The 22,251-nt window shown below is 48.9% G+C and carries 21 protein-coding genes and 1 tRNA gene; 1 reads left to right on the forward strand and 21 read right to left on the reverse strand.

Annotation, left to right across the window (positions count from 1 at the left end; all coding sequences use genetic code 11):
- Nucleotides 1–60 precede the first annotated feature (60 nt).
- The 18 genes from FGS84_RS21685 to FGS84_RS21765 form a co-directional block, all read right to left on the reverse strand.
- Complete coding sequence (locus tag FGS84_RS21685; protein ID WP_138310403.1) at nucleotides 61–1,188, reverse strand: ABC transporter substrate-binding protein; 1,128 nt, start codon at nucleotides 1,186–1,188, stop codon at nucleotides 61–63.
- 341 nt (nucleotides 1,189–1,529) lie between these two features.
- Entirely contained in the window at nucleotides 1,530–2,093 is a 564-nt protein-coding gene (locus tag FGS84_RS21690; protein WP_138310404.1) for a 6-carboxytetrahydropterin synthase, read from the reverse strand.
- A gap of 133 nt (nucleotides 2,094–2,226) precedes the next feature.
- Entirely contained in the window at nucleotides 2,227–3,366 is a 1,140-nt protein-coding gene (locus FGS84_RS21695) for an aminotransferase class V-fold PLP-dependent enzyme (RefSeq protein ID WP_138310405.1), read from the reverse strand.
- Nucleotides 3,367–3,474: 108 nt separating this feature from the next.
- Nucleotides 3,475–3,711, reverse strand: coding sequence for a DUF3343 domain-containing protein (locus FGS84_RS21700; RefSeq protein ID WP_138310406.1), 237 nt, complete (start codon nucleotides 3,709–3,711; stop codon nucleotides 3,475–3,477).
- Between the two features lie 136 nt (nucleotides 3,712–3,847).
- Nucleotides 3,848–4,054 (reverse strand): sulfurtransferase TusA family protein, encoded by a 207-nt coding sequence (locus FGS84_RS21705; RefSeq protein WP_138310407.1) that lies wholly within the window; start codon nucleotides 4,052–4,054, stop codon nucleotides 3,848–3,850.
- A 12-nt stretch (nucleotides 4,055–4,066) separates the two neighbouring features.
- On the reverse strand, nucleotides 4,067–5,161 hold the full coding sequence (yedE, locus tag FGS84_RS21710; RefSeq protein WP_138310408.1) for a YedE family putative selenium transporter: 1,095 nt from the start codon (nucleotides 5,159–5,161) through the stop codon (nucleotides 4,067–4,069).
- 193 nt (nucleotides 5,162–5,354) lie between these two features.
- Nucleotides 5,355–6,287 carry a selenium metabolism-associated LysR family transcriptional regulator gene (locus FGS84_RS21715; protein ID WP_138310409.1) on the reverse strand — a complete coding sequence of 311 codons (933 nt, stop codon included), beginning with the start codon at nucleotides 6,285–6,287 and terminating at the stop codon, nucleotides 5,355–5,357.
- A 6-nt stretch (nucleotides 6,288–6,293) separates the two neighbouring features.
- A complete protein-coding gene (gene selB, locus FGS84_RS21720) occupies nucleotides 6,294–8,213 on the reverse strand; it encodes a selenocysteine-specific translation elongation factor (protein WP_138310410.1) in 1,920 nt (639 codons plus the stop codon).
- A 4-nt stretch (nucleotides 8,214–8,217) separates the two neighbouring features.
- The gene (gene selA, locus FGS84_RS21725; protein WP_347563867.1) at nucleotides 8,218–9,627 is read right to left on the reverse strand and encodes an L-seryl-tRNA(Sec) selenium transferase; all 1,410 of its coding nucleotides are present in this window, start codon (nucleotides 9,625–9,627) and stop codon (nucleotides 8,218–8,220) included.
- A 33-nt stretch (nucleotides 9,628–9,660) separates the two neighbouring features.
- Nucleotides 9,661–9,754, reverse strand: a tRNA-Sec gene (locus tag FGS84_RS31010).
- 200 nt (nucleotides 9,755–9,954) lie between these two features.
- On the reverse strand, nucleotides 9,955–11,076 hold the full coding sequence (gene grdD, locus FGS84_RS21730; RefSeq protein ID WP_138310412.1) for a glycine/sarcosine/betaine reductase complex component C subunit alpha: 1,122 nt from the start codon (nucleotides 11,074–11,076) through the stop codon (nucleotides 9,955–9,957).
- A 27-nt stretch (nucleotides 11,077–11,103) separates the two neighbouring features.
- The gene (grdC, locus tag FGS84_RS21735; RefSeq protein WP_138310413.1) at nucleotides 11,104–12,660 is read right to left on the reverse strand and encodes a glycine/sarcosine/betaine reductase complex component C subunit beta; all 1,557 of its coding nucleotides are present in this window, start codon (nucleotides 12,658–12,660) and stop codon (nucleotides 11,104–11,106) included.
- A gap of 210 nt (nucleotides 12,661–12,870) precedes the next feature.
- The gene (grdA, locus tag FGS84_RS21740) at nucleotides 12,871–13,344 is read right to left on the reverse strand and encodes a glycine/sarcosine/betaine reductase complex selenoprotein A (protein WP_080548683.1); all 474 of its coding nucleotides are present in this window, start codon (nucleotides 13,342–13,344) and stop codon (nucleotides 12,871–12,873) included.
- Nucleotides 13,345–13,472: 128 nt separating this feature from the next.
- On the reverse strand, nucleotides 13,473–13,790 hold the full coding sequence (locus FGS84_RS21745; RefSeq protein ID WP_002565763.1) for a thioredoxin domain-containing protein: 318 nt from the start codon (nucleotides 13,788–13,790) through the stop codon (nucleotides 13,473–13,475).
- 33 nt (nucleotides 13,791–13,823) lie between these two features.
- Nucleotides 13,824–14,765: a thioredoxin-disulfide reductase gene (gene trxB / locus FGS84_RS21750; RefSeq protein ID WP_138310414.1), complete on the reverse strand. Its 942-nt coding sequence runs from the start codon at nucleotides 14,763–14,765 to the stop codon at nucleotides 13,824–13,826.
- Between the two features lie 204 nt (nucleotides 14,766–14,969).
- A complete protein-coding gene (grdB, locus tag FGS84_RS21755; RefSeq protein ID WP_138310415.1) occupies nucleotides 14,970–16,277 on the reverse strand; it encodes a glycine reductase complex selenoprotein B in 1,308 nt (435 codons plus the stop codon).
- Nucleotides 16,278–16,286: 9 nt separating this feature from the next.
- On the reverse strand, nucleotides 16,287–17,567 hold the full coding sequence (locus tag FGS84_RS21760; RefSeq protein ID WP_138310416.1) for a glycine/sarcosine/betaine reductase component B subunit: 1,281 nt from the start codon (nucleotides 17,565–17,567) through the stop codon (nucleotides 16,287–16,289).
- 4 nt (nucleotides 17,568–17,571) lie between these two features.
- The gene (locus FGS84_RS21765) at nucleotides 17,572–17,967 is read right to left on the reverse strand and encodes a GrdX family protein (protein WP_138310417.1); all 396 of its coding nucleotides are present in this window, start codon (nucleotides 17,965–17,967) and stop codon (nucleotides 17,572–17,574) included.
- A gap of 405 nt (nucleotides 17,968–18,372) precedes the next feature.
- On the opposite strand from FGS84_RS21765, the gene FGS84_RS21770 reads away from it, so the two are divergent.
- Nucleotides 18,373–19,395 carry a sigma-54 dependent transcriptional regulator gene (locus FGS84_RS21770; RefSeq protein ID WP_138310418.1) on the forward strand — a complete coding sequence of 341 codons (1,023 nt, stop codon included), beginning with the start codon at nucleotides 18,373–18,375 and terminating at the stop codon, nucleotides 19,393–19,395.
- Nucleotides 19,396–19,471: 76 nt separating this feature from the next.
- Here the strand turns inward: FGS84_RS21770 and FGS84_RS21775 are convergent, their stop codons facing one another.
- From FGS84_RS21775 to FGS84_RS21785, 3 genes are all read right to left on the reverse strand, one after another.
- Entirely contained in the window at nucleotides 19,472–20,068 is a 597-nt protein-coding gene (locus FGS84_RS21775; RefSeq protein ID WP_138310419.1) for a guanylate kinase, read from the reverse strand.
- Between the two features lie 77 nt (nucleotides 20,069–20,145).
- Entirely contained in the window at nucleotides 20,146–21,687 is a 1,542-nt protein-coding gene (locus tag FGS84_RS21780) for an aminotransferase class I/II-fold pyridoxal phosphate-dependent enzyme (RefSeq protein ID WP_138310420.1), read from the reverse strand.
- Entirely contained in the window at nucleotides 21,684–22,220 is a 537-nt protein-coding gene (locus FGS84_RS21785; protein ID WP_138310421.1) for a DNA topology modulation protein, read from the reverse strand. The genes FGS84_RS21780 and FGS84_RS21785 overlap by 4 nt, the downstream gene beginning before the upstream one ends.
- Nucleotides 22,221–22,251 lie beyond the last annotated feature (31 nt).

Here is a 22,251-nt window from a genome sequence, read left to right on the forward strand (position 1 = left end):
TTAACGTTTCCTGATTACTTAATACCTACTGCTTATATATACACAAATACTCCCTCGGATTTAGTCTACCATAATGTCATTGAAGTGCTCAATGATGGCTTCCTTCTCATTGGCTGCCCAGTCAAAGTCATAATCAACCAGCGGGATATCTTCCAGTTTAGCCATGCCCTCGCCAACTTCCATGTCGCTTCTTACAGGACGTCGTCCCCAGTTTCCGCTCTGCTCTGTCTGGCACTCTTTGGAAGTAACAAAATCAATGAACAGCTTTGCATTTTCCTCATTGGGGCATCCCTTAACCAGGGCAACGCCGTCAGGAACAGCACTGGTTCCATCCTTCGGATATACAAATCCTACCGACGGGTCATCCTTATACTGTACAGCTGCCTTCTCCAGGGTCAGACCTACATAGAACTCGCCGTCTGCCACCATCTTATGGCACTTGCCTGAAGAGTCAACAATCTTTCCGTCCAGGTTGTCATATAATTTCTTGATGAAATCCCATCCGTCTTCCTTGCCGCCATGGCCCAGAATCATGGTACACAGCTGTGTATAAGCAGAACCGGACTTGGATGGCAGACAATATGCAATCTTGCCCTTCCACTCAGGCTTTGTCAGGTCTTCCCATGTCTCCGGAATGGTCAGTCCGTCCTTCTCAATCAGGTCCTTGTTATAGAAAATAACCATTGGCAATGGGCTCTCGCCAATCCACAGCCCATCCGGGTCCTTGTAAGCAGCGCCTATGAATTCATCGTTAGCACATACATAAGGTTCAAAATATTCCTTAAATGCTGCCAGGGAGTCAGCGCCGCCGCCCCACAATACGTCTGCAATGGGGTTGGCTGTCTCAGCCGCAATACGGTTGCACAGCTCGCCGGTACCTGCTGCCACTACCTCAACCTTAACATTGGGATACTTCTCCATGAACAGGTTAACGCCTGCATTCAGCGGATCTGCATCATGGGGTGAATATACCACCACGGTTCCCTTATAATCCTCAGGAGCCTTCTCACCTGCGGCCGCTGCCTCTGCCTTAGGCTCTTCTGCCTTCTCCTCCGCCTTAGTCTCTGCCGGTGCTTCTGTGGCAGCAGGAGCTGCCGTGGTATCGGCCGGCTTATCGCCGCCGCCGCATGCCGCCAGGCTTAAAACCATCATTGCTGCCAGTGAAGCTGTTAAAAACCGTTTTTTCATAATACACCTCTCCTTTTATATCATATTTTCAGTTCACGTAATCATTGGGAGTTTTTACCTCCGATAGTCATATTATATGACTTTATTGTGCGTTTTTCCATTTGTTATTCTTACATTTCTTTTGTTATTCTGAACTATTGCATAGTTTTAATGGCTTTTTTTATATTTATATATGCATATTATCCACTCTCCAGGAGCCCTTTTACCGAACCGGCATAAACATCTGTATAAATATGGGCAAAAAAAGCCGCGGCATTTTCAATCTGCCACGGCATTCTCTGTTTCAAACACATATTTAGTTAATACCAGCGCCTGTTCCGCCTGCCTGTTCCTGTTCCGGCCTATTTCCTATATCCGCATTTCGGACACACGCCGTTTTCATCTAATGCAATACCGCATAACGGACAGCGGTCCATGGTCCTCTGGGGCTTAAATTCCTCGGACGCTGCATTTACACCGCTGGTAAAGGTTATTTTCACGATGTTTAACTTGTCCTTCAGCAAGTCATAGACAATTTTAATCATGCCCTCAACCGTCATTGTCTCCTTTGTTACAACCAGACGGCATTCCGGATATGCTGTGGCAAGCTCTGTTTTAAAGGCCGGGCCTTTCATTGTATTGTTAGGAGCCCCGTCCTTGATACCCTGGGCCTCATATACCCCCAGGAGCGCCGGAAGCAATGGGTCGTCTTCCCGTAAAATCGTAGCATGGTCAAAGTTTTTCAGAACCTCCCATGCTGTTTTCTGAATCTCGTTACAGGGGAATACCATATTGACACCTGCATTAACCGTATCCTCTACCTCCAATGTCAATATGCCTGTGTGTCCGTGCAGATACTGTGCTTCACCCTTAAAACCATAAAACCTGTGTGCATACTGTAAATCCAACCTGGTGATACTTCTCATATAAAACCTCCTTTTCTTCTGTATTTACGGGTTTCTAAAAATAATAACTATTCTTATTATCATTATAGTCAATATACCCGCAGAAGTCAAGGAAAATCCATCTGTAATTTCAACTATCTTAACATGCAAATCCTTACTCTTCCTCAGCCAATTCCCTTACTGCCCGGATTCCGGTATCAACCTCTTCCTCTGTGTTAAAGTAAGAAAAGCTGAACCGCACCATTCCCTGTTCCACGGTTTTAAAGGATTCATGCATCAGAGGCGCACAGTGGGCGCCCGGCCGGGTGGAGATTCCGTAGGTGACAGCCAGTTCGTCGCTGACCTCCGAGGAATCGTAATTTCCGATATTCAGGGCCACGATGGCTGCCCGCTCATCCGAAGAGAAATCACCGTACACCCGTACACCCGGTATCCCCGACACTCCCTCATAAAACCGGCGCATCAGTTCCGCCTCTCTCCGGTGGATGTTTTCCACTCCCGTCTCCTTTATGAAGCCAAGGGCGGCGTGAAGACCTGCTATTCCATGGCCGTTCAGCGTACCTGCCTCCAGGGCAGTGGGCATGTCCTGGGGATGTTCTTTCAGATAGGTGTGGACGCCGCTTCCCCCTGCCTTAAGGGGTTTTATACGGATGCCGTCACCCACGCAGATTCCGCCTGTTCCCTGGGGGCCCAGAAGCCCCTTATGGCCGGTAAAGCACAGCACATCTATATGCATCCGCTTCATGTCAATGGGAAGGACTCCCGCTGTCTGGGACGCATCCACCACCAGGCGGATTCCATGTCTGCGGCACAGCCCGCCAATGCGTTCCAAATCCATCCGGTTGCCCGTCAGGTTGGAAGCATGGGTACATACAACTGCCTTTGTCTCAGGCCGTATGCTTTCCTCCAGCCGGTCATAACACAGAACTCCCTTCTCATCGCAGGGCAGAATCGTCAGGCTGACTCCCCGCTTTTCCATCAGATAAAGAGGACGGAGCACGGAATTATGCTCCAGCACCGTGGTAATCACATGGTCCCCTTCTGAGAACAGGCCCTGGATGACCGTGTTCAGGCTTTCCGTGGAATTACTGGTAAATGCAACCTGCAGGGGATTGCCCAGGTGAAACAATTCAGAAATCCTCTCCCTGGTTTCATAAATCATCCTGGACGCATCCAGGGAAGCCTCATGGGCCCCTCTGCCGGAATTGCCAAAATTCCTCATGGCATCCGCAACCGCGTCTATAACGCAGTCCGGTTTCCTCATGGTAGTAGCTGCATTGTCAAAATAAATCATAATAGCGCCTCCCTTTCCCACCTTATCAATCGGGAAATTCCAATCACAATCCGGTCCCGCCCAACATTCATACACGGGGCGGGACATCTGTTGGCATACACCCTGATATCAGTACATGAGCTGAACCATTTCCTCATGCTCCACGCCCTTTTCCTTCATAAACCCTGCCATCTCTTCTTCCATGTCAGGTTCGCAGCACCAGGCAAGGCCGCAGCCCGCGGATATTTCCCTGGGCACCGGTATCATCCTTCCTGACTTCCGGTTCTCCTTACAAAGCTTTTCCATGGCAATGGCTTCAGCCGTGGTATGAAATGTAATAATTAATTTCGGTTCTTTTTTTCTCATCCCATCAATCCTTTCGTATCTAAAAATATGCTGCAGCAGACTGTCACCAGGCTGTCAAACAGCCTGACACCTTCCACTGCAGCATCCGGTTTCAGAAGCCCTGGTTCAGACACGCTGTGACTCCGGGACATCTGTTTTATTCAATCACTATTTCAAATTCAGACCCTTTTTCGGTTACTGTAGCCGTCTTTCCCTGGCTCTTTGCGTACTTTTCAACATTCATCCTGGTATGAGGTTCACTGACCAGCACCCTGACTGTCTCTCCCTTGTGTTTCTTAAGGGCCGCCGCTGTCAGCAATACAGGCTCCGGACAGGATAGTCCTCTTGCATCTACTTCGTACATATCTCCTACCTCCTATTTCCCTTCCTCTGACTTTGGCACAAATCCAATGATGAACAGGATGACAATACATCCAATCACCGCAGCCTTGCCGGCCACGGCAAGGCCGCCTGGCGCCGCCGGGGTATCTGCGGTGGCTGCCGCTGCCGCGGATGCAGCCAGCCCGAAGTTGTGGCAGAAAGCAGCTCCCACAAGAAGCCCAAGGAATGTAACCGCAGAGTCAGATGAGCCCTGACCGGCTAAGACCAGCTGGCGCAGCGGGCATCCGCCTGCCAGGACCGCTGCAAAACCAACAGCGTAAAGTCCCAGGATATTCCAGATATGTTGTGAATGTGCTACCGGCTGTCCTGCAAAGGAAAGCTTGAAGCCGCCTGTGGCCAGGTTAAACACCAGCATGACAGCAAACAGTCCGCCGATGACAGTAATCAAATCAAAATTCTTCATTAAAATGACGTCGCGGATACTGCCTGCAAAACAGGTTCTGCATTTCTGTGCTATGGCGCCAAACAACAGGGCCACAACCAGAGCAAGAAGCGCTGGTGCATGCATGCTGCCAGGACCTTTTTCACTGAATGCAAATAATGTGGTGGTCAGGCTCAGTACAAACAATATCACCAGGGCAACCGGGAGCACTGCCCCGTTTATCTTTCCGGTTTCATGAGCCCTTCCCAGTGAAAAGCCCTGCTTTAAGGCGATTGTACCTGTAAATACACCGGCCGCAAATCCGATGAATCCTACATATGCATTTAAATCACCGGCTGACATGCGGATTACCATGCGCAGCGGGCATCCCAGGAATGCCAGGGAGCCAATCATCATGATGACGCCCAGGATAAAACGCAGCATGGGAGACGACCCGGCTGTGGAACGGTATTCCCTGGTTGCCAGTGCAATCAGGAAGGAGCCGCAGACAAAGCCCACGATTTCAGGCCTGAAATACTGCACAACGGCTGCCGTGTGAAGCTTCATGGCCCCGGCGGAATCCCTGATGAAGCAGGCCACGCAGATAGCCATGTTCTTTGGGTTTCCAAAGTAAGCGAGAATACATGCCAGTATTCCCAGCGCCACTCCGGACAGGAGCAGTGTCTTTTTAGAACTTGTCAGATTCATAATCATATCCCCTTTTCTTTTGGTAAAATCAACTGAAAATCATTCGTAAATCAATTCATGTTTTACCTATATTTCCTTAATCATCTTACCAAAATGGAAGGGGCAAATCCAATTCAAAAAAACATGGAACCGCTTTTTAATATAGACTTTTTCTATACAAAACACTATTCCCGCCTGATTCATACATAACCCGCTACATAAACCGCCCGATATCCTGCTGCCAGTTCCTGTCCCTGTATTCAATCACAAGGTCCCGGAATGCCTCCGCAATCGGAGACAGGCGAATGTTCTTGCAGTATACCATGTAAAAGGTCCGTTTCTTCTCCAGGCCGTCTATCTTTAAATATTTAATCCGGTGGCTTTCTTCCTTTTCACCGGCAGCCATCCTGGAGAGAATGGATATTCCCAAGCCTCCGGCCACTGCCTGCTTAATGGCCTCAGTGCTGTTCATCCGGGCAATCACATCCACATTTTTAAACACAGGCACACCGTGGATTTCCGCCTTTTCCATCTCCTGCTTTGTGCCTGAGCCTTCCTCGCGCAGAATGAATGTCTCATGTTCAAAGTCCTGGAAGCTCACCGTACTTCCCTTTTTCCACCGTGCAAACTTTTCCGTGTCCGGCACAATCAGCACCAGCTCATCCATGAAAACCGGCTCATACACCAGACTGTTATGCATCTTATAGCCCGTGAGTCCAATCTCACCCTTCTGGCTCATAACATTGTCAATCACCGTCTTGCTGTCCGACTGGTCCACATAAAACCGTATTTTCGGGCATTTGGCGTGAAACTCCCCTATGAGCCTTGGAAGATAATACTGTCCCGGAATACTGGACGCATATACATCCAGAACACCATCCATTGCCTCGCACTGGGTCTGCACGGTTGCCAGTGCCTGGGACCGGGTATGGAGCATGTCGATGGCATAGGGATAAAACAGCTCGCCCTGCTTTGTCAGGGTTATCTCCCTTCCTGTACGGTTCACAAGGGTTGTTCCCAGCTCATTTTCCAGGTTATTGATATGAGCGCTGATGGTTGGCTGGGTCAGGAAGGTGGCATCTGCTGCTTTTGAAAAACTTTTGTACTTTACCGCATTTACGAATGCTTCTAATTGTCTGAATTCCATAGCCGCCTACCTTGTCTTCTGGACAAGAATACGCACATCGTCCTGTTTCTTTGTTATCTTCTGCTGGTCGCAGTACTCCAGGAACAGAACGGCATACTTTCTGGAGGTTCCCAGCAAATCCCTGTAATCACCCAGGGAAATGGTAGGATGGCTCTCAAAGTATCCCCTAAGAAGTCCCATGGCTTTGTCCCAGTTGTCCTTATGAATCAGGGCGCCGGGATTTATCTTGACCAATGTGCCTTTCTTCACCAAATCATTCGCAATCTGTTTGGCCATCTTTTTGTCCTTGAATTTATTGATTACATCGTCCGTGGCCGGTATCTCATATCCCGCCTTCAGGTATGTCTCCTCTATCTCCTTTAACATCCCCTTAAGCTCATGGGAATATTCAGCATTAAATCCAGCAGCTGCAATGGCGCTTGCCATGGTAACCGTGATGCTGCGCTTTATCATCTCATTTAAGAGGACGTCTGCTTTCCTGGACTCCCGAATCTTAAAATTATCCAATATACGGCTCTTAAATTCTTCCTTCTCCATACCATCGGAAATAGGATTCTCCTTATGGAACTGATTCAGAAGCTCGGTACCAAACTGTGTAATTTCATTCCAGTAATCCTTATGGATAAAGCTTCCATCGCTGAGACGGATGGCCCTCTTTCCCTTGACCAGGACCTCCAGCTGCTCCTCTGTCTCCTGGTTGGTCCAGTTCAGCTTGGTAGCCAGTATCTTTGGAACAGGGAAGTACCGGCTCTCCTCTTTAAGCTCCAGCTCCAGTACCTCCAAATCAGTGCCCAGCTCCTTAATATGAAGGCTGTCAATGACCTCATCGTGGTTCCTCTTATGCTTTAAGGCCTCTGCCTCCAGCACAATGCCTCCGCCGAAGGTAATGGTGGGCGAATAGAAACGGATGATGAACCTGTCATTCCTCCTTACGGCCACAGGCTCGTCGAAACGGAACTGCACATAGGCCTCCTCGCCCGCGGACAGCACGTCCTTGTCAAGCAGGACTGCCTTGCATATGGCCTGGGCCGATCCATAGTTGATGTGGACCCTGTCCCCGTTTCTCAGTTCCCTGTCCGTGGATGAAAACAGCTGCACCTTAGCATCTATGAACTGGCTTTTCAGCAGGGAATCCTGGGCAGCCAGAACCTCTCCCCTGTTAATCTCATCCTTTTTAATGTTCACCAGGTTCAGGGCTGTTCTCTGCCCCGCATAGGCCATGTCCACCTTGTGGCCATGGGTCTGTATCTCCCTGATTTTAACTGTTTTTTCAGTGGGATACAATTCTACCTCCTGTCCTACCTGGCAGCAGCCCTCCAAAAGGGTGCCGGTAACAACCGTACCAAATCCTTCCATGGTAAATACACGGTCTATGGGAAGGCGGAACAGTTCCTTTTCCTGGCGCCTGGCGCCAGCCGCCCTTACCTTATCCACTATCATCTGCTTTAACTCATTGATATTTTTGCCGGTATAAGCAGATACCTGGATGCGGTCGGCCTTTTCCATAAAGGTCCCCTTGACCAGGTTGTCCACATCGTCATTTACCAGCTCGGCCCAGTCCTCATCCACCAGGTCGGCCTTGGTAAACACCACAATGCCCTGCTTGATATGGAGCATCTTCAGAATCTCAAAGTGCTCCACGGTCTGGGGCATAACGCCCTCATCCAGGGCAACGACCAGAAGCACCAGGTCTATGCCGCCAATACCTGCCAGCATGTTCTTCACGAACTTCTCATGGCCCGGAACATCGATAATACCAATATGGATTCCGGCATCATTGGGCAGGTTGGCGAATCCCAGCTCTATGGTGATTCCCCTTTTCTGCTCCTCCTTCAGTCTGTCCGTATCCGTCCCTGTAAGAGCCTTTATGAGACATGTCTTGCCGTGGTCCACATGACCGGCTGTTCCTACTATCACATTTTGCATATTATCACCCCTCAACCTGTCTGCTGTCCATTGCCAAAAATGCTGCTACAATATATTCAAACTCATCTTCCCTGATGGTCCTCACATCCAGATATACCTGGTTATGGGTAATCCTGACAATAATCGGAATCTCTTCCTTGCGGAGAAGACGCTCAATCTTCTCCGGCGTCAGCGCTCTGCCCTGTATGGCCACCGCATATCCGTCCAGGAGCACGGTTGGCGCGGAGCCGCCTCCCACCTGGTCCTTGCACGCCTCTACCTCCACGGTAAAGTTATGGGTTGCCCCGCGGATGGCTTCGGCCAGGCGCTCTGCCTTGTCCTTAAGCTCTTTTGCCGGCGTGGTAATCATGTTCAGCACAGGGATGGTTTTTCTGGCCTGGCGGATATCCGAATACTCAAAGAAGGTGGCCTCCATAGCTGCCAGCGTCATCTTGTCCACCCGGAATGCCCTTGCCAGGGGGTGGGCCTTCATTTTATCAATGTACTCTTTCTTTCCTGCAATGATACCGCCCTGGGGTCCGCCTAACAGCTTGTCCCCGCTGAACAGAATCACGTCTATGCCGGTCTTTAAGGCATCCAGAACCGTGGGCTCGTCCACCCCATACTCTGTCAGGTCTGCCATAAGACCGCTTCCCATATCGTAGATAACCGGAAGATTTAATTTTTTACCCAGCTCCACCATCTCAGGAAGTTCCACCTCCTGGGTGAATCCCAGTATCCTGTAGTTACTTGTGTGTACCTTCATCAGGGCGCCGGTCTCACCTTCGTGATAAGCGTTCAGATAATCCGATGGCTTTGTCTTGTTGGTGGTTCCCACATCCATCAGCTTGGCGCCGCTCTGTTCCATGATTTCCGGCACCCGGAAGGAACCGCCTATTTCCACCAGCTCTCCCCTGGATACAATGACTTCCTTGTCCTTTGCCAGAGCAGAGAGGCAGAGCATGGTTGCCGCCGCATTGTTGTTGACCACCATGGCTGCTTCCGCGCCCGTAATCTTGGTCAGAATTTTCTCCACATGGTCATGGCGGGAACCTCTGGACCCCCGCTTTACATCATATTCCAGGTTTGTATAGTTCCTGGCCACGTCCATGATGCTCTCGCAGGCCTTGTCCGACAGATTTGCCCTTCCCAGATTGGTGTGAAGCACCACTCCTGTTGCATTTATGACCCGACGCAGGCTCTTTTTCTTCTTGCCTGTGATGCGCGCCACAATTTCTGTCATCAGTGTTTCCTTTGTCCCCACCTGATTCCGTTTGCCTTCCAGGATGTCTTTTCTCAGCTCCTCAATGACTTCCCTCACTGAGTCAACAATCACTGACCTGGGCGTACTTTCCGTAAAAAAAAAGAGACGCTCATCCTGCAGCACCTCGTCTATTTTCGGAATCTTTCGGAGTAACTCTCTTCTATCTTCCATCATATATTACCTCCACTACAGATATGGTTTAAACGGAGGAGGTGGGAATCGAACCCACCCAGAGGGCTCTTAACCCCCCACAACGGTTTTGAAGACCGCGAGGCACACCAGCAACCTATCTACCTCCATATCTTTTGGATAGCATTTAACTTTAATATACTATCATGTATTCAGTTGTCTGTCAATCCATAACTTTCTAAATGTTATCGCGAAAACTTTATATTATATTCCGCGCCGCGGAATTTCTCCGCGGACACGGAACATATAACTTATGAATGAATGGCTTTCAGTATGGTATCAGGCCAGAAGGGCCTGACCAGCATGTACTTAGCTGACGTATCCGGCGGCCTTCAGAATCTCATGGGCCTTATCCTTGTTGGCATCGGACATCAGTACGATGGGTCCTGTACAGCCCATGCCGCTCTCCGCATAGATGCCGGCCTTCCACAGTGCCTTAACAGCATCCTCCAGGTCCATAACCTCGATACCCGGAATCTGTGAAGTAACCACTTCCTTAGGAGGCATCTTCACTTCCTCGGCTGCTGCGCCAGCATCCTTCTTGCCTGCAGACTTCAGCTCGTTGATGATATCCTTAAGTCCGGCCTTGTTAGCCTTCTCAAATTCTTCATCAGCAACCTTCTTCCAGTCATGGCGGACCAGGTTGGTGGCGAACTCCATGGCTCCTGCAATAACAGGCGCGCCGGAAGCACGTGATACAATCATGATGAGACGGTCATAACCCTCACCAATACCAGGGCCGTAACCAAATCCAAGGGACTCGTAATTACCGCCTGTGGTGTAGGAGGAGAATACCTTCATCATCAGGTTGCCTGTAAGTGAATCCATAACCATGATATCAGGCGTTCCGCCTAACAGGTCGTTTCCTCTCATGACAATGCCGCCGTCAGCCCTTACGGACTCTGCGAAATGAATGTCATAGCCGTTCTCAGCCAGCTTGAGCAGAGCCTTCTCTGTCTGGCGTGCGCCGTCAATATTAGCAATGCCCACGGTTGGATTCTCCACGCCGTCAGCCTTTGCCGCAATAATTCCATAGATTGCATTCTTTACCATGCCGCTGATACGGTCTGTGTCGGACGTACCTGTGGTAGTTGCGATATACATTGGTTTTCCCTTGCCCGGGGTGATAACCTTTCCGACTGTGGACACACCGATGGGGAATGGATAGTGCATGGTAACGGCGCCGTCAATCTCGCCGGAATCCAGCATCTCTTCCATTTTCTTATGAAGGTCTTCCCCCTCGATAAGGACAGCCTTAAGTCCCTTCATCTCGGCAATCTTCATGGCTTCTTCGATATTATCCTGGCCATGTTCGCTGCCTTCTGAGGCGAAGCCGATAACCGGCTTTTTGCCATATTGTCCTGTTTCAAGAGCATCGGCCACCTCAAGAAAAGTATTAGCAATCATAGCTTTTATTTTCTTATCAGACATAACATATTTCCTTTCTCTCGGTGAAAATTATTCCTCTTCGCCCATCAGACCCTCAGCAAACGCTCTCATGGCCTGGCCAATCATAGCCTTTACCTTGCTCTCATCCACGCCGCCGCTCTCTTCTGAAGCAGAACCGTCGTTGGCCTGAACCACGAAGGATACGCCGTCAAACAGATTGGTCATTCTTCCAAGGAATAAGCTTCCCTTACCGATAATCATGGCGCGCTTTGTCTCGCCTGCCAGGATTTCATCTCTCAGAAGTCCCAGGTAAGGAACGCCTGAAGGAATATGTCCCTGGGTGGGAGCCCAGCCTGTCATACCATGTTCCTTAACGAAATCCGCAATCTCATTGCGCTGTAATTCGCCTCTCTTAACGCCCAGGGCAGCAATCATCTTGTAGTTTGCTTCCGGGACATCGCCTGCGCCTGCCGGCTTGGTGATATCCGGGTTCTGCATCTCAGGAGAGTACTTGTCGATATCCACAATCTTTAAACCAGCCTCATCCAGAGGATTGGTTACCAGGGAGGAGATAACGTTCTGAGGAGCGGAACCTGTTCCAACGGTGTGGCGTCCAACGATATCAGTCCTAATCTGCGGGCTTACACCGTCGTCAGCGCTTACTAATACGGAGAAGCCAGCGATAGCGTCTTCCAGAATCGGAAGGCCCTTCTTCACATGGTCTTTGCCGTTCATGCCTAATTTAGCGGTACAGCCGCCGGCTGTAACCACAACGTTCTTAAATGTGCCGGATTTTACCAGGGCAGCTGCGTGAAGCATTGCATGAGCTGGTCCTGCACAGAAGCCTCTTACGTCAGATCCGGTTGCGTTAACAAATCCTGCAACCTCAGCTGCAGCCTTTGCAAAGTTGCCGCCGCCTCTCTGGTTCATATCGCCGCATGCTTCCTCGCAGCAGTCAACTACATAATCTATATCAGCCGGATTAACTCCTGCCTTTTTTACCAAGTTAAGTAAGGATAATACGTTAGAAGCCTTTGTAACCAGGTTCTCTAACATAACGTGTGCGGATAAGTTTACATCCACATCATGAGCTCTCTTAACAGCGCCAACCAGTACATTGTTATAGTACAGAGGCTCTGCATGCTCGTCATTTACCAGGGCAGCGATTTCTTCTTCTGTTGTCTCGCTGTTCTTATCAAGAACCGCTACATGCTCGTCTGTAAACATGTGATGAGCAGACAGCTTAGCCTTAACATCAGCTGCAAATCCCTTTTCCAGTTTAACCAAATCAAATACGTCACAAATCTGAATCAGACCGTAAAATTCATCTTCCGGCATGATTTCGCCGTACTTACCTTCTTTGCTGGCTCCCTCCATCAATTTATCATACCAGGGGAATCCAACCTCAGCCATCTTCTGTGGCTTTTCATTGCCAATATATACCTGGTTCGGCATATAGTTAACGGCATCCTCAAAACTCCTCAAATGACTTGGAAGTTCCTTCAAATATTCTGACTCAGGATTAACAATCATCTCTGTTGTCTGTGTTGTACCATTGTGAATAACCATATCAGGTGTAACCGCCAATGTATAGCTGGCACCCTTTAAAACTGCATAACCGTTCATTCCTTCACCTCACCATAATTTATGACATCTAGTACTGCGTTGCGCAAGTCTCAGTCCGCGGCTGTCTCCGCGCTGCTGATGCGGATTACAGCTATGTACCATACTGGAACTTGCGCAATGCAGTACTAGCATAGTTGCACAATAAAACCCCTTTATTGCACAAAACCCCCGGAGACCCCATGAAGAGCCTCCAGGGGAATTACATTTTAATTATAAATATTTGCAATACTGCTCTCTGATGGAAGACATCTCCTTAGCGATGTCATCAACGTCCATAACCATCTCCATCATACTAATCTGGTCGTCATAAACGCTGCTGTCAACCTCATCTTTGATTTCGTTCTCACAAACATGGAATACACTTAGTCCCAACTGGACTCCTGCTAGAGGACCTGCAAAAGTAGGATCGCCTGCTGTAACGGTTTCTGCAGCTAAACCAGCTGCCTCACCCTCTGCTGCTCCAAGAACAACTACAATGTTCTCAGCGCCGTACTGCTCAGCGAAATCTTTAACTCTCTTCTGATTTTCCAGATCCATAGCACCAGCGGCCGTTCAGACGAAGCACTCAGTTGAAGAATATACAACTTCGGCGCCTGCGGTCTTTACGCATTCTTCTATGGCTGGTCCCGGAATACCGTCACGGTCTCCGATGATGATGACTTTTTTGTCTTTCAAAATTGCCATATCCGTTTTCCTCCTTATTTTATTTTTGGTATTTAATTTGGCTGCCGGGCGTATGCCCGGCGCCATAATATAGACAAACGTCAGTATTGACGGTTGCTAGTAAAATAATGCGGTTGTCTGAGGACAAATTATAAGTTAGCCTCAATCATAGCCTTGATGTTCTCAACAGTTGCATCGTCCTTAACGCACTCGGCAACCTTCTCGCCGCCCTTGTAGATAGCGATAACAGGAAGACCAAGAATCTTCTGTCCGATTGCCAGACGACGTGCCTTGGTGGTGTTTAAAGAGGTGAATTTAATCTTATCGCCGTAATCACCCTCCATAGCATGGATATGTGGCATAAGAGCCTGGCATGGTACACATCCATCACCGTAGAAGTCAACCAGTACTGTGCCTTCAGCCTTCAATACTTCTTCTTCAAAATTGTCCTTGGTTAAATCTACCATTGGTATTACCTTCCTTTCTCAACTATGAATCACTTATTTCTGCTCTGCCAGCCATCTCTCAACCTGCATGGAAGCGATTGCTCCGTCAGCAGCAGCAGTAACAACCTGTCTTAAGCTCTTTACACGGATATCGCCAACTGCGTACACGCCTTCCACACTGGTATGCATGTCTTCGTCGGTCTTGATATATCCGCGGTCCATCTCTAACTTGCCTTCGAACAGTTCGCTTCTTGGGTTGTATCCGATGAAGCCGAATACGCCGAACAGGCCGTCGTCCTCGTCTGCATCGATTCTTGTAAGCTCACCTGTCTTAACATTCTTAACAGTCATGCCGGAAAGGATGCCGTCTCCGTGAAGCTCTTCCACAACTGTATCCCACATGAAGAACAGCTTAGGATTCTTGAACGCGCGCTCCTGAATGGATTTTGCTGCACGCAGTTCATCACGGCGATGGATGACAGTAACTTTTCTTGCAAACTTAGTCAGGTACATGGCTTCCTCAACAGCAGAATCGCCGCCGCCAACCACGAATACTTCCAAATCCTCGAAGAAGGAAGCATCGCAGGTTGCACAGTAGGAAACGCCCTTGCCCATGAACTCGCCCTCGCCCTTGCAGCCGATTGGCCTTGGGAAAGCGCCGGTAGCGATAATCAGGGTACGTGCCTTATAAGTTCCGTTGCTGCCAACCAGTGTCTTTACCGGGCCTTCGATATCAACGCTGACAATGGTATCGCTGACACGCTCAGCACCGAACTTCTCGACCTGCTTGGTCATTCTTTCAATCAGGGAAGGACCGCTCTCGCCGTCTACCATCTGTCCGGGATAATTCTCAATCTCGTCCGTGATGGCAATCTGTCCGCCGTCTTTTCCTTTTTCAATGAGCAGCGTATCCAGACGCGCTCTTCCCGCATAGATTCCGGCTGCAAGTCCGCCAGGACCTGCACCCAGAATGATGACATCATAAATCTTGTCCATCAGAATATCTCCTTACACATCAATTGAATTTCAGGGTTTGCAAAATGCCGCTTCAAATAATATTTTATCATTAATCTGACGGAATGCAAACTCTTTTTTGTGCAATTACACCATTTTCAGAACGTTGTTGAATCATACCATGGTAACTTTAGGCACCATTGGAAGGACCGGCAAAGTTCTTTTTTACGGATGTCTAGCTTCGGTTTACTCAAATACAGTCTGCTCTGTAACCGGGGTCTCCAGTGCTGTCAGAGCCTTAGTAAGTATTCTCCTTCTGATATCCTTCTCTTCTTCCAAGGTCAGAGCCGGATTTCCAAGAGGATGAGGAATAGCGATAGCAGGAACAATACGGTTAGCTCCTACTGTCAGTGAAATCGGAACTACAGTTGCAATATGAACTACAGGGATTCCTGCTCTTTCAATTTCTTTTACCATCGTTGCACCGCAACGTGTACAGGTACCTCAGGTAGAGGTCAGAATGACCGCATCTACCCCGTCATTCCTCAGCTCCTGTGCAAACTCTGCAGCAAATCTCTTGGAGTTAGCTACGGATGTACCGTTACCAACTGTCGTATAGAAATATCTGTGCAGGCTGCCGATTTTTCCTTCTTTTTCAAATTCTCTTAAAACGTCAACAGGAAGGACTCTGTCTGAATCTTCATTGGCATATACTGGGTCGTATCCGCCGTGAGCAGTCTCATATGTAGCTTCTGTCAGGTCCATGACACCATCGATGTCATATTTGCCGTACTTGGAAGCACTGGAGGACTCGATGTGGTCCGGGTTGCCCTTTGGTACGATACCGCCGGAGGTAACCAGAGCGATTTTTGCATGAGCCATATCCTTAACAGCCGGATTTGGTTCTACCCTGTCGAAGTCAGGCATTGGGAACTCGGTTGTGAATTCCTTGCCGGCCAGCTTCTTAACCAGCATCTCAACAGCTCTCTGGGAGCCTCTCTTGTCCTCAAAGAAGTTGACACGGATGCCGTTCGGCATATAGCCCTCTTCCTTGGAGGAGCCAAGCTTCTCACCCTTGGCAAGCTTAAGTGCCAGAGGAGCCATGGTAGCAACAGCACTTCTCATGCCGGCTGCGCTGTTCTTTGTCTCAACGATATATACTTTTGTCTTGTACATATCAGCGCCCGGGTTCTCTTTGTACATACCAGTCAGGACCGGAAGGTTTAACTCTTCCTTAACTGCCAGTGCAACGGTACCGCAGGCAACGCCGTAACGTCCTGCATTGAATGCCGGTCCGCAGATAACTGCGTCTGGCTTCTGGCTGCTAATCATATCCAGAATGGTCTTCTTAGCAGCTTCAACGTTCTCGTTGAAGTAAGAGTCGCCGCAGATAACGGTAGCTACGATTTCTGCCTCTTCTCCGAATGCCTGGTTGAACGCCATACCAGGGCCTACAATGCCTTCTCTTAATTCTGGCTGGTAATCAGCCTTTTCCTCGCCGCCGATGTTAGCGAAGAACTGGTTAATATAATGAACAATTCTTAACTTTGACATCTTATCCTCCTATCTGGCACTTAATTTATTGAAGCCCATCTCGTTTGTTGCTCCTGTGATAACCTGAAGCTCAGCAACAATGGAACCGTCTTTCTGTAAGCTTCCGTCGAATCCGCCTGCAATGATATCAGCAACCTCAGGATAGCCGATAACTTTGTCCATTGCCGGTAAGTTGATGACCATGTTTGCGTTTCCGCCTGTAACAACAGCATTAGCGCTTGCATCTGCATCTGCCAAGGACTGGGAAGCGCCGTCGCGGCCTGCGTACTCATCGGTGATGATAACAGTCTTAACGCCTTTTCCTTCAATCTTCTTGCAGTTCATGATAAGGTCAGTATCAGGGTTACCGAAGCCCTCCTGGGAAACGATAGCGCCGTCAACGCCTAAGAACTCGCAAAGCTTGGATGTCCAGTCAGAAGAACGCATCTTGTCAGCAAGGTATACGTTCTCGTTGGTGATGATTACACCTACAAAGTTCAGGGTCTTTCCGTGCTGTTCAAATAAGTCTGCAATAACAGGGTTATTAAGGTGATGATAGGTTGTATTCTTGTCGCATGCAGATACGCAGTTACCGCTTAAGATAGCGCCGTCCATTAATTCGGTTGGGTTTAAGATAGTTGGTAAGGACTGCTTCATATCTACGCCGTATACATATGTATCATGCATCAGGCCCTGGCTCTGAAGCATCAGTACGTAAGCTACTCTTGGAAGCTCAGGATATTTCTCAATTCCCTCTTTTACGGAACAGGTCTCATATACTTTAACTTCATCAGGCTCTACGTCCTTGGCCAGCTTGCCGATGTAATCAGCAGCCTTCAGGCCTGCAAATCTGACAGCCTTCTCATGAGCATGCTTTGCAAGTCCGTCGATTGGCTCGCATACAACAACCAGGTTGTTTAACTGGGAGAATGGTGTGTACTTAGCTCCCTCGCCGCACATATCGATGATACCTTCCTGGAAGCCGACAATCTTACCTGTGGTAACAACTGCGGAACCCTTTAACACGTTGGTCCTTCCGCTTCCCACTGTCTCCACCTTGGAAATAACGCCTGGGAATAAGTTTCCACCTCCGTTGACTTTTACACGTGGCTCAATCACGTCCTTTACTGGCATGATACGGACACTCTCTCCTGGTCTTGCAATCTCCAGCTCAACAGACTTCAGGTTTTCATCTTCCAACAAAAGTGCCTTCAACTCTTCTGCATTAACATAAATAGTTCCGTTTTCCACTTTTGATTCCGATGCAAACTGAATGTCGTTAATCTGAACGCACCCCAACTCAAGTTTCATCTAATCACTCCTCCTTGTATATTATTTTTTTTACAGCTCCTTCAATCAATGATAAATCCACGTCCCTGAAGTCTTCCAGTATATTTTCCGGCCAATCAGGAGTTCTTCTGTCCTTCATGAATTTCTCGCAGGACTGAATACTGTTCTCCATCACCATCTCAAACTGGTAAAATTCTTCTCTTTCAACCTCAGAGTCGGAAATTATGATTGTCTTGTAAGGAATCTGGTTAGGCTTCAGGCTCCCTGCCATAGGATGGGTTTCCAGGCGATAACCTTTATGTATATAGTTTCTCACCCTGATTAACACATCAATGTAGGAACCATTTTCCAGGAAGTCCACTTTTAATTTGTCCTGATACTTGTCCCTGCACTTCACGTTGTTTGTAACTACGATGTACATGATGTTTCACCCTTTGAATCTTTCTTATTTATTAGGCATAGGATTCCATTCCACATAATAATAGAGCAATTATCGTGCCAACTTTTTCTAAAGTGGGATTTTTTTTTATTTTTTACCTTTTAACCAATGGAAATTCATTTTTTCTATTGCTTTTCCGTCCTTTATAGGTTTTCTATATTGTCTATTTTGTCATTCTTTTAACTTCTGACTTTTTTAAAATTTCTTTTTTTCGTGAACTATTTTTCTTGATAGTGAAATAAATTTCAGTTATAATAGGGGGTAGGGAGGGATTCTTTTTATTTTTGGCATCCATTTTTCCCTTCTTTTACAATTTTCATGTTAATTTTTTCTCAATTTTATGCATAATTAATAAAATTTAAAAATCTAACCACAGGAGACCCGATTATGGACGAAAACGATATGAAAAAAAAGTTTTTTTTCAACACAAAATCCCCTGCCTACCGGAGGGCATTGGAAGACTGTGAACGTGTGGCAGCATCCAATGTAAACGTCCTCCTCATCGGTGAATCCGGTTCCGGCAAGGATGTGGCTGCCCAGTACATCCATGCCTGCAGCCGCCGTTCCGACATGCCGCTCATAGCAGTCAACTGTAATGCCTACACGGAGTCCCTTCTGGAGGCAGAGCTGTTCGGCCATGAGCAGGGCGCATTTACAGGCGCCATCAAGGGGCGGGCCGGAAAGTTTGAGCTGGCGGATAAAGGCACCCTGTTCTTAGACGAGGTGGGCGACATCAACCTGACCACCCAGGTAAAGCTGCTGCGGGCCATTGAGACAAAGAGAATTGAACGAATCGGCGGCAACAACAGCAAACAGCTGGATTTCCGGCTCATTACAGCCACCAACCGCGACCTGGTAGCCAAGGTGCGCAACAGCACCTTCCGGGAGGACTTCTTTTACCGTATCAGTACCATTGTCATCCGCATCCCCGCCCTCAAGGAAAGGAAGGAGGACCTGGTGGACATGATTCACTTCTTCCTGGAGGAATCCCAGAGAGTGAATCAAATCAGAATCGACCGCATTGACGAGAAAGCCTGGGACTTCCTTATTAACTATGATTATCCGGGCAATATCAGGGAACTGAGAAACCATGTGGACAGAATGGTGGTTCTTTCCAAGAACCATGTCATTACCACGGAAGGCATCCCGATTCTCTATAACCTGAAGACAACAGATGATGACACTCCATCCAGCTCCTTCACCCAGGCCGGCATTGTGCCCTGGCGCGAATTTAAACGGCGCAGTGAAAAAGAGTATCTGCAGTGGGTCCTGAACCAGATGGGATGGAACATATCAGCTACCGCCTACAAGCTGGGCATCAGCGCCAGGCAGCTGTTTAATAAGATTAATGAATATAATCTGGAGAATCCCCAGACCGGAAGGCCTCAGAAGCCGGTGCACAGTATCTGAGGCCGCGATATTACACAAAAACAAAGTGCTGTGAAAGCAAAATACAGTTGGCTTTCACAGCATCTCTTCTATAAATCTAACGTCCTTCCCCGCAAATCCTCACAATCTCCTGGATGATTTCCCTGAGGCAATCCTCCAGCACCACATTTTCATACTGCTTTGTAATGCTGCACTGCTCCAGATGGCTGGGGCTGAAATCCTCCTCATCTGCCAGAAAACGCCTGCACATCTCTTTATACTTGGGCATTGTCTGCTGCTCCTCCCGCTCCAGGGCCCGCCTCAGCCTCAGTCCGTCCTCTACATGGATATAGATTGGTACAAGGGCTTCCTTTCCATAATAGGAACGCATCTTCTCATAAGATTCCAATGTCCCCATAATCAGATAATTTCCTGTTTCCAAATCAATCTGCCCATCGTCCGCTGTAAAATAGCTCCATGGACCGTAAACCGTGTCATAGGTCCGGCACTCAATCAAAATCCCATCCTGCCTGCACTGTTCCAGATAAGAACGGTCCACAAAAAAATACTCCACTCCGTTTTGTTCCCCGTCCCGTATGGGTCTGGTGGTATACATGGTAACGGTCTTAAGCTCCGGCATCCTGCTGTGAAGCTTCTTATATATGGTATCCTTTCCCGAGGCACTCTTGCCCATAACATAAAATATCTTTCCCATGATTTACTCCGTACTTCCTTATCTCATTCAGTCTCTCTGTTCCGTCCCTTTTTCTGTTTCATTCTTCTGATATCCCGTCAGTCCTTCTCAACTATGCGGATGGTCCTGAGGGACTGGTCCGCAGGGCCCTGCACCGGTAGCCCCTTATCCCTGTATTCCAGAATCACTTCCAGGATGGGCCTGCTAATCCATTCCCCCGGAGCCACAATGGGTATGCCGGGCGGATAGATATAAACAAACTCCCCGGAAATACACCCTGCGCTGTCCTCCAGACCAACGGACTTCATAGTTCTGTCCATGGCCTCACCCATGGACATGGCCGTGTCACACCGCATACTGTATACACTGCCTCTGTGCATATCCTCTCCGCCTGATTTATCATCCGTTCCCGTGACAGGCCCTTTGCCGTTTTCCCTGCGGGCATCCCAACCGCCGGATGCCAGACAGCCGTCAATCCGGGTCAATGCATCCCCCAGGCGCTCCAGGCCTTGGGCGCTGTCCATGGCTGTTGTAATGGCTGTCACGTAATCAGCCCCGCACATTTCCATCTCCAGATGATATTCTCTGCGCAGAATGTGGTCCAGCCGGGCGCCTGTAAAGCCGGTATCACCATCTTCCCCTGAAGCCAGGTGCGTTCCCCTGGTTGAAACCACGACTTTTGAGATATCCAGGTCCCTGATTCCTGCCTGTCCTATGATTCCTGTATCCACCAGACGCAGATGCCTCATCTGGCCCAGCCTCGTCCGCAGCTTGTGCAGCTGTCTCCCATAGGACGTCATATCCATATGTTCCATCTGGAATATACTGTTCTCTATACTGGCCATGAGCACATAGGAGGGACTGCTGCTCTGTACCATGTGGAGATAACGGTCAATGCGCTCCCGGTCAGCATAGCATCCGCCGTCCGGCCGGTTGCACTTAATATGAAGCAGGGCTGTCTGGGTCAGGCTGGGAAGGGTCTTGTGCACACTCTGAATCACCACATCTGCTCCCAGGTCCAGGGCAGACGGCGGAAACATGGCGTCATACCGGAAATGGGCGCCATGGGCTTCATCCACAATCAGCGGAAGCCCTGCCCTGTGGACGATTTGGGCAATGGCCTCTATGTCGGATACAATTCCGTCATAGGTGGGGCATACGATGAGGACAGCCTGTGTGTCCATATACCGCTTAAGCATCCTGTCCACATCTTCTGCCGTGATTCCTCCCTGTATCCCCAAGCCTTCTATCTCCTGTGGATAAACATAGGAGGCCTTAAGCTGATTCAGGCAGATTCCGTGGTACACGGATTTATGGCAGTTCCTGCTCACCAGGATTCTCCCGCCTCTGGGTACGGCTCCGCATACAGCAGCCAGAATCCCGCTGGTACTTCCATTAATCAGATAATAGGTCTGGTCAGCCCCGTAAAGGGCTGCCGCCCAATCCATGGAGTCTCTTAAGATTCCCTCCGGGTGGTGAAGGTTATCAAACCCGTCAATCTCCGTTATATCCACTGTGCAGGGATTCACAAAGCGGTCCATGGGACCCGGCATACGCTTATGTCCCGGCATGTGGAAGGGATACATATCTGACCCTGCATATGCAGCCAGCCGGTTTATAAGAAGCTCTTCCTGTCTCATCCCAATGTCCTCTCACGGCTCCTCAATATGAGCCTGGTCATACTGTCCTTTAACTGTTTCCGGTTGCGGACCACCAGCATTTTATGGGGATACCTGGCCATGATGGACTGATGGCTGTGGGCTTCATCCCGCCCATCCCGGAGAATCCATTTCACGAAGTCCCAGTCCATTTTCTCACGGCAGCCCTCCGCCATGCTCTCCCTGGTTTTATCCCTGTACTCCAAATACCGTTTTACAGCCTGCCACAGGCAGATTCTCCTTGTATAATCCATAAATACAATCAGGTCTGCTTCCTCCAGACGGCGTTCCTGGCAGAATTTCGCGTAGTTGCCGTCAATAATCCAGCCTGTATCCTGATTCTCATCCAGAAATGTCTCCGCCATCCTCTTTGCCTCTTCCCTGTCACGCTCTTTCCATCCAGGTTCGAATTGTATTCTGTCCAAATACAGAACCGGGCAGTCGTAGAGTCTGCCCAGTTTCTTAGCCAGTGTGGATTTGCCAGCACCGCTGTATCCCATGACTGCTATTTTCATATTGTCAACTCCATATCATCCGCATTTTTCT

Origin of the sequence: Clostridium sp. 1001271st1 H5, assembly GCF_005845215.1 — a bacterium.
In the GTDB taxonomy this organism is placed as follows: Bacteria; Bacillota; Clostridia; order Lachnospirales; family Lachnospiraceae; genus Enterocloster.